At 64.3% G+C, this 11,830-nt stretch carries 8 protein-coding genes and 3 pseudogenes; 4 read left to right on the top strand and 7 right to left on the bottom strand.

Annotated features, from left to right (window positions below; all coding sequences use genetic code 11):
• Window positions 1-430: pseudogene (locus CEK65_RS19250) on the bottom strand (hypothetical protein); the annotation flags it as partial.
• Between the two features lie 785 nt (window positions 431-1,215).
• On the opposite strand from CEK65_RS19250, the gene CEK65_RS19245 reads away from it, so the two are divergent.
• The gene (locus CEK65_RS19245; protein ID WP_017914920.1) at window positions 1,216-1,473 is read left to right on the top strand and encodes a hypothetical protein; all 258 of its coding nucleotides are present in this window, start codon (window positions 1,216-1,218) and stop codon (window positions 1,471-1,473) included.
• 1,495 nt (window positions 1,474-2,968) lie between these two features.
• Here the strand turns inward: CEK65_RS19245 and CEK65_RS19230 are convergent.
• Window positions 2,969-3,338: pseudogene (locus tag CEK65_RS19230) on the bottom strand (JAB domain-containing protein); the annotation flags it as partial.
• A gap of 190 nt (window positions 3,339-3,528) precedes the next feature.
• On the opposite strand from CEK65_RS19230, the gene CEK65_RS19225 reads away from it, so the two are divergent.
• Together CEK65_RS19225 and CEK65_RS19220 are read left to right on the top strand one after the other, a co-directional pair.
• The gene (locus CEK65_RS19225) at window positions 3,529-3,960 is read left to right on the top strand and encodes a hypothetical protein (RefSeq protein WP_152182689.1); all 432 of its coding nucleotides are present in this window, start codon (window positions 3,529-3,531) and stop codon (window positions 3,958-3,960) included.
• Window positions 3,957-6,698, top strand: a complete 2,742-nt coding sequence (locus CEK65_RS19220; RefSeq protein WP_152182688.1) for a hypothetical protein — start codon at window positions 3,957-3,959, stop codon at window positions 6,696-6,698. The genes CEK65_RS19225 and CEK65_RS19220 overlap by 4 nt, the downstream gene beginning before the upstream one ends.
• 77 nt (window positions 6,699-6,775) lie before the next feature.
• On the opposite strand, the gene CEK65_RS19215 is transcribed toward CEK65_RS19220, so the two are convergent.
• On the bottom strand, window positions 6,776-7,783 hold the full coding sequence (locus tag CEK65_RS19215; protein WP_152182687.1) for an NAD(P)-dependent alcohol dehydrogenase: 1,008 nt from the start codon (window positions 7,781-7,783) through the stop codon (window positions 6,776-6,778).
• A gap of 149 nt (window positions 7,784-7,932) precedes the next feature.
• Here CEK65_RS19215 and CEK65_RS19210 point away from each other — a divergent pair, with 149 nt between their 5' ends.
• Complete coding sequence (locus tag CEK65_RS19210; protein ID WP_148827611.1) at window positions 7,933-8,319, top strand: helix-turn-helix domain-containing protein; 387 nt, start codon at window positions 7,933-7,935, stop codon at window positions 8,317-8,319.
• Between the two features lie 389 nt (window positions 8,320-8,708).
• Here CEK65_RS19210 and CEK65_RS19205 read toward each other — a convergent pair.
• From CEK65_RS19205 to CEK65_RS19190, 4 genes and pseudogenes are all read right to left on the bottom strand, one after another.
• Window positions 8,709-8,993 (bottom strand): annotated as a pseudogene (locus tag CEK65_RS19205) (RebB family R body protein).
• A gap of 116 nt (window positions 8,994-9,109) precedes the next feature.
• Window positions 9,110-9,436, bottom strand: a complete 327-nt coding sequence (locus tag CEK65_RS19200) for a RebB family R body protein (RefSeq protein ID WP_017915251.1) — start codon at window positions 9,434-9,436, stop codon at window positions 9,110-9,112.
• 374 nt (window positions 9,437-9,810) lie between these two features.
• Window positions 9,811-10,374, bottom strand: coding sequence for a hypothetical protein (locus CEK65_RS19195; protein WP_152182685.1), 564 nt, complete (start codon window positions 10,372-10,374; stop codon window positions 9,811-9,813).
• Between the two features lie 80 nt (window positions 10,375-10,454).
• Window positions 10,455-11,015 (bottom strand): hypothetical protein, encoded by a 561-nt coding sequence (locus tag CEK65_RS19190; protein ID WP_226980647.1) that lies wholly within the window; start codon window positions 11,013-11,015, stop codon window positions 10,455-10,457.
• Window positions 11,016-11,830 lie beyond the last annotated feature (815 nt).

Raw genomic sequence — 11,830 nt, 5'->3', positions numbered from 1 at the left:
CCAGCGCGCCTTGGCTCGACCCGATGCTGTCGCGCTGGGCCTCGATCTGTTTCTTGAACTGCTGGTTGCGCTCGATCAGTCGCTTGAGCATGCGCACGGTCTCGTTGTACTGGGCGTTCTGCGCCATCACGATGCGCGCGCACACCTTGGTCTGCTCCCCCACCGCGTCACCGCTCATGTTCGGCGCCAGGGCCTTGAACTGGTTGAGCAGTCCCGAGAGGCCGCTCTTGGCGGCGCCCGGGCAACTGTCTTCCAGGCCGTAGTCCTGGGGCCGCTCGGCGAAGTTGTCCTGCATGGTGGACTCGCCCAGTTGCAGCCGCTGGAGCTTGATGAGCTGCTGCTGGTAGTGCTCCAACTGCTTCTGGTACTGGCTGATCGTTTCCTGCCAGCGTTTCGCGGTCTCCGCGTACTCCGCCATCGCTTTGTACATCGACTCCGGATCATTGACGATCACCTGTGCGTTGGCCTGGCCGGCGCAGAGTCCACCGGCAAGCAGCAGTGCCGCGAACCACGGCGAGAGCGGGATGAGGGAGCGGCGTTGGCGAAATGCTGTATTCACGGCAGGTCTCGTCGGGTCAGAAGCAAAACCGGTGGATCGGGATCAGGAGGCAGTCCTACAGAGCGAGGACGCCAGCGGGGCGAGGCTGAGCAGAAGGGCTTGGACGGGGGCGAAGCACTGCCCGGCAGCCGCAAGAGCAATTTCTTGCTGACGACTGCGGATTTGCCCACCACCTGGGCTGAGGGATCGATGCAGGTTCTGGTCCTGCTGCGGCCATGGTCCTTATGCGCAGTTGGGGCAGGTTGGGGCAAACTCTGACATAGGTGTGGTTGAATTTCCACCTCCCCTCATTCAGGCGGGCGTGGCCGGCTTCGCCGAACGCCTTCCATGCGTGGCCCTACAGCGGGCTGTAGGAAAAGTCTGACCCCTCAACGCGGTAGTTTCCGACCACGCTTGCGCAGTCCGCTTGTCAACACCCGCCTGATGGGGATCACGCCCCTTGGCCGAGCCTGAGATGCAGACGCCCACCCCCAGGGGGAAGGACACGTGATGCGTCACCACCACATTGCAATCAAGCTGGCCGCCGCACTGACGCTGCTCACGGGCAGCGCGTCGGCGCGCTGCCCGGATATCGGCCATATCCTTGCCTCGGCGAGTACCGGCTTGGGTCGAGGTACCCACAGGCTCGCGATCTATCCCAGCTCAGTACCGCGCGGGTGTATGTCTTTCAGCAGGAGGGCATCAGCTATCTGCAAATCAACGACCCGACCGACCAAGCGCACACCGCCATAGGCTGGGTCGAGAACACGCGCCGGGTCCTGCCCATCGGTGCCGACGCCGACCGCACGGTGATTCTGCCAGTCGCCTCACCGACACCGGCAGATACCCTTCTGGCCTACGAAGCAGACGATGTGACCGTCCGCCTACAAAACACCTCTGGCGGCGACACCTGGCTCATCGTGCCCAAAAAGTGACAAGGATCACTACCGACCGGCTCTGCCCGGCGACAGCCCACCATCCGTCTTCTCGGCTGCCTGCACCAGCGATACAACACGTGCTTGGACCCGGGACGCGACTTCCTCCACCGTGAAGCCACGCCCGATTACCTATCTCACCGCTTTGGCACGGAACTCATCCGTGTATTGGTTGCTGCCGCCCATAAACACCCCGGACATTGCCATCAATTATGGCAACTGGATGTCTACGAAAGGCTGGCCGGTCCACGAGCAGTGCGCGATGAGCATGGCGAACAGGGGCCTGGCGATATCCCCGAAAAGTCCCAGACGCAGTCGCTTTCTGGATCAGCGGGCGACACCTGTCAAAATTTGTAGCCCCACTCCCTAATGATGGCTTCCAAGATGTGTTGATTCGGTACGGTCGCGCCTGGACATGTCATCAGAAATGTCCGGCGTGCCGCCGCCGTGGCCGGCGCGTCAAACTTCGGGTCCCATATCTGGATGGCGTGGAAGGCTGCGATTGGTGCCGTACATTGCGGACTCGGAGCGCCGAACCCGGACACGCTGGCCATGCAAAGAAAGACCGAGCAAGAATCAGGCGTCTGTGCGCGAGCTGGGGCGCTGATGCCGAGGCCTAAAGCCGCAGCCAGTGCGAGAGTGGCGGAAATGGCGCGTAGTTTCATGATGAACCTCCCTGGTTGCTGAAATGACGTGCTTGTTTTCGGGCGACTTGCGATAAGCGTGGCTCAACGAGACAGCGCCGGCGCCGATTGCTGTGGCGTCGGCTGGTACAGGCAATGCGTGGTTCTCGGCATGGCGGGTGGCTTACAGTCGGTTTGTAGAAGCAGACGGCGAGGTCCGAGAAACGGGTGGAGTGCTGTACCAGCTCTTCCGCGCGAAGGTGGGGATAGCGCTTGAGCATCTGCATAGTCAGCCATGAAGGCTCAAGAGCGAGGCTCGCGCCGCATTACTTTACCGGAACTGTGCCTGACCACAACTTGAAGAAATCCACCCAAGAGGGGCCCGGGCCAAACCAAGCTACAACTATCTGAATTTTATTAATATTTTATGGCAATGCCATCGCCACCGCAGCGACTGCTGCGGCAGACGATGGCCGCCGTGAACAAAAGAGAGGCGCTGGGTTGCGGATTCATTGCTGCCCCGAGAGTGGGGCCCGGCCATGCTACCTCCATGCCTGCTGACGTTGTTACCGACATGCCAGGCAACCATCGGTCTTCGAGGTTGCGTCGCGGCTACCACGGCGTGACCTACTCCACGCCCTACGCCCCTGCAGCAGTAGACGCTGGCGGTCAGCACCCCCTGCGCCGCGTTGGTGATCTTCTTCCACCCATCCATGCAGATTCCTGCATGAGCGTCCGCCCTGGAGGACAGCGCCGGGCGCTGAGCATTGCACCGATCCCCGCTGGCAGCGTCAGCCCTATGTCGCCATCACTGCGGCGGCTGGCGTGATGCACCAGCAGGCGTAGCCAAAAGGGGTCCGAAGCCCCCAGCGTCAAAGCAAACCGCGCGCTGCGAACGACATGGCGACGGCGCCTGCGACGATGACGTGATCCAGCGTGCGAATGTCCACCAGCGCCAGCGCCTGGCGACGCCGTGAGATCATCGCCTTATCGGCCGCGCTCGGCTCGGTGCCCTCCGCTCGGATGGTTGTGGGAAACGATGACCGCGGCCGCATTGAGCCGTAGCGCCTGCTTCACCACATCGCGCGGATGCACGTCGGCGGCGTCGACCGTGCCGTGGAGCATCTCCACGTAGTCGATTAGACGACGCTTTGTATCCGTGAACAACACCGCGAAGACTTCGTGCTCGAAGCCGGCCAACTTGGTCAGCAGGTACCCCTTCACTGCCGCCGGCGAAATGAATCCCCCCCCGGGATAGTCAGTACATCCGCACAAGTCTCCCCACCGGGCAACGTCCAGAGTCCGTGCAGGGGAAGTGCACTCCGACCCTGGTTTTACTCTCCTCCACTACAGTTGCTCCACTCCGCATCCCAGCGTAAAACTCCAGCGCGAGGGCCATGATCGTGCCCGACATCCCGAAGGAGCGACAGACATGGACCTGCACCAGCACCCCACTTTCGACTGGCTGCAGTTTCCCGAAGGCCGCGCCCGATTCTCCGGTGGCGTACGCGGCATCGTCGACGAGCAGCGTCATGAGACGTTCGCGGTAGAGGTCGGCGACGCCGAATACTTCGGCGAGATCCAAAGAGCCTTCCTGCCCGACGGCAACGACTACAACATCGAAATCGTCTCGTTCGGCTATGGCCGCGATGGCGACGTCGGCATGCACATGCCGGGAACCTGTCGCGTCTTCAGTTTCCCGGAAGTCGGCAGGATTCAGACGCTGGCAGTGCGCTTGATAGAAGCAGGCATGCAGTTCAACGACCGTCCGTCGCTCCTGACCGAGTATCCAAATGCGCACTTCATGGGCAAGGTTCTTTTCAGGGATGGCTGGATCCTGACCGATGCGGAGCGTGCGTCGTGAGCGACGACTACGCCAAGCAAATCGATCAGATAAAGCGCGCGACCTCGCTTGATGAAGTCCAGGCCCTGGCGCGCCAGTATTCGGCCAAAGCCTCCGGCGATGGCGGCATCCTCTATAGCCGGGATATCGGCAATGTATCGTCCGAAACGATCGCCCTCGAACTGGCGGGCAAGACCGGTGAACCGATCATCAACAGTACCCCCAGGGCGCAGTTCCTTGGCAACAAACAGGTTGAAGCGGCCGTGCGGGCCACTGCCGAACGCATCTTCGTCTCTCAGGGACAAAGCCTGGCCGACGCGGAAAAAGCTGCGGGCCACTTCCTTTACGGCGACGCCAAGGCTGCTGCGCGAAGCGCTACCTCCCTCGAAGGTTGCCTATGGGGGGAAGCATCGCAGGAGTTCGCTGCGTCGCTGCGGGGCGACATCAAGCTGATCGCAGCCGATGCCAACGTGGAGCGCGTCTTCGGCAAGGTGGAATTGCCGACGGTGCTGGACAATCCCAACGTCAAGACATTGGGCGGGCAGCCGATCGCTGCGCTGAAGCCCATATACGCGCGCCAGGGCGCTACCGATGTGCTGCCCATGGTGCAGGCGCAGTTCATTGAAGCCGCGCCCAAGGGCATCTTCGTGGCACCCGATGGCGCCGGACCGAAAGTCACGAAGGTCGCGATTTCGCGAGAAGCAGCCGCTACGCTTGGGGCAGATGCTGCCAAGTTCCCGGCCGCTGCCGAACTCAGCGCCGCCGGTCTGGCCCGCGCACCGTTGGGACTCGGGGCAGCTCCCGCGGCCTCAGTCGGAGAGGCCGCCGTTGCCGCAGAGGCGGTCGGCGCCTCTCGCGGTCTTTCGCCAGGTGTGCTATCGAAAGGTGCGACCGCGGTCGCAGTTGCAGCAGTGGCCTACGACTTCGCTACCACTGGCCATCAGGTGTTGAAGCTGGAAGCGCAGGGCAACACCATAGGCGCCGAGTCGGCCAAGACCCATTTCATCGGTCGCAATGTCGGTGGCATTGGGGGGGGCATCGCACTGGGTTTCGTGGCAGGTGCCGGATATGGCCTGGCGGGCGGCGCGGCGACTGGTCCAGGCGCACTTGTCACCTCCGGCGTCGGCGGCGTCGTAGGAGGCATCGGTGGCGCGTTTCTTGGGGAAAAATGGGCGCAGCAAAAGGACCTCGAACGTGTTTTCACGCAACAGGATCGAGACGGGAACACGTGGAGCCGCGACCCAAAAGATCCGAAAGGCACGTGGACGCGCGTCGCCGAAGCGCAACAGATCACTGCGGAAACCCAGCTCGGCGCAGGCCGCACGACACCGACCTACGGCAAGGTTCGCTATGTCGCTGGAGACATGCTGGCGAACGAACTGAACTACAAGTCCGCCAACGCGTCCTATGAACTGGGGCTGGCAAATCTGTCCGCCGCGCAGAATCCCTACTCCATTGCACCTAGCAAGGGCGACACGCGCAGCGCGGATGGCGAAGGAAACTGGGTGCGCGACGCCCACAACCATGCGTGGTCGCGTACCGTGGTCGATCAGTACCTTGAGCATGGCATGACGGCCAGCCATGTGGAGACGGCCTCTCCGCAGCGAGCCGCTGAGCTGGATCACGCAGCGAAGCTGATCATCGCGCAGAATGCCGCCAATACGCCTGCCGCGATCGCGGGCCGGTACCAGATCGCGTATAACCAGTTCGGCTGGAACCGGCATGGGGAAGTGCCTGTCGCCGTCCAGAATGCGAGTACCCAGACCGAATCGCTCGCCGCCTCCGACGGCCATACGTATACGCGCAACGCGAACGGTGAATGGATGACACCGGAGATGATCTACGGCACCAATCAGGCCAGCGGCACTGTGCGCGACGAATTGAACGAGGTGTATTGGAGCCAGCAAGCCGGATTGCAGCAATACGCGGTCCTGGCAAACGAGGCCCTTGCGCATCCGACGCTACCGCAACCGACCCCGATGCGTGGCCTGGTGGCGCATGCCTACGCCAACGCTGGGATTGCGCGTACCGAGGCCGACATTGATGCAGCCACCGCGGCAGTCGCTCGCACGCACGCACAGGCCGGACTCGACAGAGATGGGCGTCCCTACTCCCTCACGCTGCAACCCGATCAGAGCACAGGACGGCCAGGGCCGAACAGCGCCATCGTCACAATGATGGACGATGGTCAGAAAGGACTCTTTTCCAATAGCAGAATGGTGCCGAAGGCCGTCACCACGGCGGAAGAAATCAAGCACGCGGCACAGCCGACCCAGAGCGAACGCTCGACGCCGGTCGGTCCCGCTAGGACACCGGACGCTGCACCGCATGCGGAACGGCCGGCGGCTGTTACGCCCAACGCCACCACGGCCAATGGCGCAGGGCACGCTGCGCACGGCGATCAGCAACCGGGGCCACACGACGGCCTTTCGTCGAACGACCAGACGATGTTCGACAAGCTCAGAGCGGCGACCCCGCGTGAGATCTCCGACGAGCACGTCGCCCGCGCCATGCTGTTGAGCAAGAAGGAGGGCATCACGGACGCCACCAAGATTGATGGCGTACGCATGTCTGGCGATACCTTATGGGTCGTCGGGACCACACCAGGCTTCAAGGTGTCGCTGGATACCCGCGAGCCGGCTCCCCCCTTGCACGAGACGTCGCAACACGCACAAGCCTTCGACCGGCAACAGGCACAGCAATTGGCATACGACGCTTCGCAACAGGAAAGGGTTGCCCGAGTAAGCCAGGTGGTCTGAGTTCATCGACCATGAATTCTGTCAGAGACCGGTATGGCCAAAAACCGGGCCGATCCCTTCTTCGTTATCCACGCAATTCAGGTCGATAGGCACAGCTTCCCAAAATGCTTCCCCGCCGCCTGATGCGCAAACGCATCGGCGATGTCTTCCAGCGCGAAGGTCTGGTCGACCACCGGTTTGATGCCGGTTGCGTCGAGGGCGCGGACCATGTCGCGCTGGTGGCGGCGGCTGCCGACGATCAGGCCCTGCAGGGTCTGGTGGCGTTGCATCAGCGCCACGGTCGGCACCTGGCCGGCAATGCCGGTCAGCACGCCGATCAGGGCGATGTGGCCGCCGATGCGGCAAGCACGGATGGACTGGCCCAGCGTGTCGGGTCCGCCCACTTCGATCACCACGTCGACGCCGCGGCCGTTGGTGTAGTCGAGCACCTTGGCCGCCCAGTCGGTGTCGCGGCGGTAGTTGATGGTGAAATCGGCACCCAGCGCCTGCGCACGCGCCAGCTTCTCGTCGGAGGACGAGGTGGCGATGACGGTGGCGCCCATGTGCTTGGCGAACTGCAGGGCGAAGATCGACACGCCGCCGGTGCCGAGCACCAGCACGCTGTCGCCGGCCTTCAGCCGCGCGTCCACCACCAGAGCGCGCCAGGCGGTGAGCCCGGCGGTCGTCAACGTCGCCGCTTCGGCGTGGCTATAGCCGCGCGGCGCGTGCGTGAACCAGTGCGCGGGACGAACGACGTGTTCGCGTGCATAGCCGTCGACGCCGTCGCCGGGCACGGTGGCGAAATCGGCGATGGTCGGGCCGCCATCCAGCCAGGTCGGGAAGAAGGTCGAGACGACGGCGTCGCCCACGGCGAACTCGTCCACGCCCTCGCCCACCGCCTCGACCACGCCAGCGCCGTCGGACATCGGGATGCGGCCGTCGGCGCTGGGCATGCGGCCGGTCACCACGCCCAGGTCGTGGAAGTTGAGCGAGCTGGCATGCACGCGCACACGCAGTTCGCCGGCGCCCGGCTGGCCGGGGTCAGGCAGATCGACGAGGCGGAGGTTCTCGAGGCCAGCGGGCTGGCGCAGGGTGATGGCTCTCATGGGCACGACATCCTTGGGGGAAAGTGGCGAGGGGCAGCGCCGCATCAGTTGCAGCGAAACCGCGTTGCAGGCATTGTCGGGACACACTTCCCGCATCGCAAGAACGTACAATTTCCGCAGGTACTATCAATTTTGTAGGTACAACGACCATGCGTCTGAAACGTCTGGATGGCAAGAGCGGCTGCGCGGTCGAAGTCACGCTGTCGGTGATCGGCGGGGTGTGGAAGCCGGTGATCCTGTTCCACCTGCTCTCCGGCAAGAAGCGCTTCATGGAACTGACGCGCCTGGTTCCCAACGCCACGCAGCGCATGCTGACGCTGCAGTTGCGCGAGCTTGAGGAGGACGGCGTCATCGTGCGGCACGTCTATCCGCAGGTGCCGCCCAAGGTCGAATATGCGCTGACGCCGCTCGGCCACTCACTCGCGCCGGTGCTGATCAGCCTGCGCGAATGGGGTGAGTCGTATCGCACTCGCGAGCTGGCGCGCGCGCCGGCTGATGCCCCGGAGCGCGTGCGTGGTGTAGCGACGGCTACTTGATTCAGGCAAGCGCCGAAAGAAAACCGGCGCGCGCACCACGAGGCGACGGCAACGCGGCAGGAAGCACGACGTGGCGTCGCGGAACGTCGATGGTCGATAGCGACACCGCTGTAGATGCAAGATCCGGCGACGCTAGTGAGCTTCAATCGCGAAGGGAGGCCTATTTGCAGACGTCAGCGATCAACGAGGTCTCCCGACTACCGACCTTGGAAGGCGTCGGGACTGAGGTCACTCCCACAGGCACCCTGGCCAACACACCGCAAGTCCTGGGGAGCGGCCGCCGCCGCGACGTGCGTGAGCGGGATTGCCCGTTGCGGCTGAAGCCGCTCCTTCAAGCACAAAGACGTGTCGCGCTGAGCCGTCGCAGAGCACGTCTTCAACGATGACCATCAAGCCCGCGTCGGCATGTTGTCCTTGAACGCCCGCAGCACCGCCGGCAAGCTGGCTAGATTGTCGGCAACACCAGCCTGGGCGATCTTCTCAACCGAGTCCGCGGTCGTGCTTGCGCTCTGCGCCTGCACTGCTCCCGGGCAGGTCGCCTGCGCCAGCGTAGCCGGCAGCAGCGGCGCTGACACAGCATTCTCGAACGGCGTGCCTACCGAATGCGCCAAGCTTTTTTCGACGGACGTCATTGCCTGTCACGGCGCTTCGCCAATGCCCTTGGCGTTGGGCACGGTGACGGCGTCGGTGACCTGGTTATTGACTGCTGTGGATAGGCCCTGGAACGGTCCTCGTCAGGCAGAAGACCGCATCGCTACCGCCGTCTTGCGACGGCGTTAGCGTGCATGGCCTACGGCTGCTTGAACGCGTTGAGTACGGTCAGCAGGCTGGTGAGGTTGTCGGAGACGCCGGTCTGCGCGACCTTCTCGGTGGCGCCGGCGGCAGCGGTCGAGTCGAGGCTGTAGATCCGCATGACGCCCTGGTTGGCCACTGCCTGCGCCAGGGTGTTCTGTTGCTGCTGCGCGGAGACAGCGTTCCCGAACAGGATACCCGTCGAGTGCGCCATGCTCTGGTAGATCGACGCCATCGCGAAGGCCGGCGCTTCGCCGATGACCTTGACGTTGGACTGGGTGACCGCATCGGTGATCTGGTCGTTGACCGCGGTGGGAAATGCCATGTGTTCGCTCCTGGGTTGGGGTACGGCCCACGCCGTACGATCTCTGAAAACGGGACAGTGCAGAACCTGTGAAACCGTGTGCGGCGTTTGTCTCGCCAGCCTCGCCGCAATGTGCGCGCGACGAGGGAACATCGGCCACGATGCGCCGCGACCTCGGCCGATGCGTGTTGCTACCGCTGCGGGGTGTATCCCCTCGCGGCATCCGCTGCCATCCAATGCGATCCACCAGTACGGCCGGCGAACGAGCTACTGTCCGCGACGTGGCGCCAGGCTGGATCGCTGATGGCACGCAGCCATTTGCATCGCGCGCCGTTGCGCAAGGCCTTGGCCCACGCCGCAAAGCGCATCATGCGTGTGAGAAACACACGCCCGGCTCAGGCAGCGGGAGGCGGCGATGGTGCTCCCGGCTCCGCGGCCGGCGCATCCGCGATGAGCCCCTGCGCACGCGCCGCCTCGACCACCGCCTGCATCTGCTGGGCCAGGCTCGCGAACTCGCGCTCCAAGCACGCGCGTACTTCGGCCTGCACGAGATTGACCAGGCGATCGGGGATCTGCGCCATCACCAGGTGATTGCTGCCGCCCTCGCCGCTCTGCGGCGGACGTAACTGGCCCGGTGGTAGCTGGTCTAGCGAACTGGCCGACTGGACCGCCTTGAGCACCGCCGCTTCGCTGGCCGCGGTGGCGCCGTCCAGCGCGACTCTGCTGTTCTGCATCGTCTGCTGCATCTGCTGGATCAAGCCTTTCACGCGCTCGCGCTCGGCATCGATCAGCGACGGCGACGCACCGGCCGTTTCGGCGGCAGGCGCTACCGGCGGCGCGGACGATTCTGACGCGAAGCGCCGCAGTTGCTCCTGCTCGAGAGGAAGTAGCGGGCGACGCAACCAGCTCTCAGTGAGCTGGCGCAGCGTGGCGAAATCGGATGCTTGGTTGGCTTGCATGGTGCTCCCCTGCGTGAAGTGAAACCGGTTGTGCGAACGGCCTAGGTGGACGCGGACTTGCGGCCGCGCACCATGTCCGCCTACTTGGCGATGCTCTGGTCGATCTTGTCGATGGGCAAGCCGGCGGACTCGGCCTCCAGCGCGCCAGCAGCGGCTGCGACCGCCGCGGCGGCACCGACCAGCACGTCGGTGGCCAGCACGCCCAGCGCATCCTCGGCGGCCTGCTCCGGCTTGTTCTCGGCCAGGTTTTTGAGCAGCACGCTCTGGCTGGCCAGCGCCGTCTTGCTGACGCCGTCGAAATAGACCGCCGCCGATGGCGCGACCAGGCCCTGCGCCTGTCTGATCCGCATGTTCGATCCGACCTCAACCTGCGACGGTGCATAGGCCATGGTTTCGGCATCGCTGCGCTGTACGCCCCGCACGACCGTGCTGTTGAGCGCGTCGCAGGCCGGCCCTGCCGCCTCGGGCTGCGCGAGCATGTGTGCGTCGAGCGTCTTCAGCATGGATGGCGGCGTTGGCGACACGGGCGGCGATGTGGCGGCTGCCGCGCCGGCCGGGTCGCCGAGCTCGCCACGATCGGCCGCTGTTGCAGCCGGTGTCGCGGCAGAGGCGCCGGTGGACGCGGCCGGTGGCATGGACACCGTCGCCGCTTCGGTGATCTGTGCATTGGCGCCGTTGGGAACTGTCATGGTTCGCTGCTGAGAGAGGAATGGCCGATGCCGTGAGCCCTGCGCATCGGATCAGGCGGCCGAGGCCGTTATCGCTACGTGCAACGACGAGCGTAGAAGCCGAGCAGGCCGGCACCATCGAGGAGGCAACGCCCCGAAACGGTGGCGACCAAGGCTGCGCTGCAGCGCACGACATAGCGACGACAGCCACCCTCAGATGCTTTGCTTGTGCCACTCGACGTTGCAACGCACTCCTATCGTGATCGGCTGCAGTGCGCAGTTCCTGCATAGCACGCGCAGCAGGCAGCAGGTTTTGTCCACATTCGTAGACATGCTCCAGGCAATCCTCGCACCTTGCATGCGTGCAATGGCAACACACCACATTCTGGCGGTAGCCACCGCTCGCTCCGGCGCACACCTTATGGCGTTCGGCCCGGACAACACGCGCTCCAAGCACCGAGGACGATGTCGCAAAAGGCTCCGGCTCCAGGTCCGCTCTTGCCGCTTGCGTCACGGCGCCGGCCAAACACGGGCATGCCTTGCAGAGTCAGGGGCGGACGCATGCATCGTCGACTGTTGATCACGAATCGCGAGGAGGGGCGACGCTCGCGCCGTACCCTCACCCCCGCCCCTCTCCCGGGGGGAGAGGGGGGGTGCCCTGCGGGCGCGCGCGTCTTCTTTCGCAGCGGTTTTTGGGATTAGGACCTTAAGACGGCTGCCCTGCCAATAATCAGGTCCACACCACAAACGAAAAGTCGCACCCGCGCATACTCAGCGAGGGTTCCGGT

The organism is Xanthomonas sp. LMG 12459 (genome assembly GCF_009192905.1).
GTDB classification, from domain to species: Bacteria; Pseudomonadota; Gammaproteobacteria; order Xanthomonadales; family Xanthomonadaceae; genus Xanthomonas_A; species Xanthomonas_A sontii.
Note: the sequence above shows the minus strand (reverse complement) of the source record. Positions and strands in the feature narration are given on the sequence as shown.

Coding starts and splice junctions, on each gene's coding strand:
- CEK65_RS19195 (WP_152182685.1), bottom strand. CDS start 10,374: ATGCAAGCCAACCAAGCATCCGATTTCGCCACGCTGCGCCAGCTCACT.
- CEK65_RS19225 (WP_152182689.1), top strand. CDS start 3,529: ATGGACCTGCACCAGCACCCCACTTTCGACTGGCTGCAGTTTCCCGAA.
- CEK65_RS19215 (WP_152182687.1), bottom strand. CDS start 7,783: ATGAGAGCCATCACCCTGCGCCAGCCCGCTGGCCTCGAGAACCTCCGC.
- CEK65_RS19200 (WP_017915251.1), bottom strand. CDS start 9,436: ATGGCATTTCCCACCGCGGTCAACGACCAGATCACCGATGCGGTCACC.
- CEK65_RS19210 (WP_148827611.1), top strand. CDS start 7,933: ATGCGTCTGAAACGTCTGGATGGCAAGAGCGGCTGCGCGGTCGAAGTC.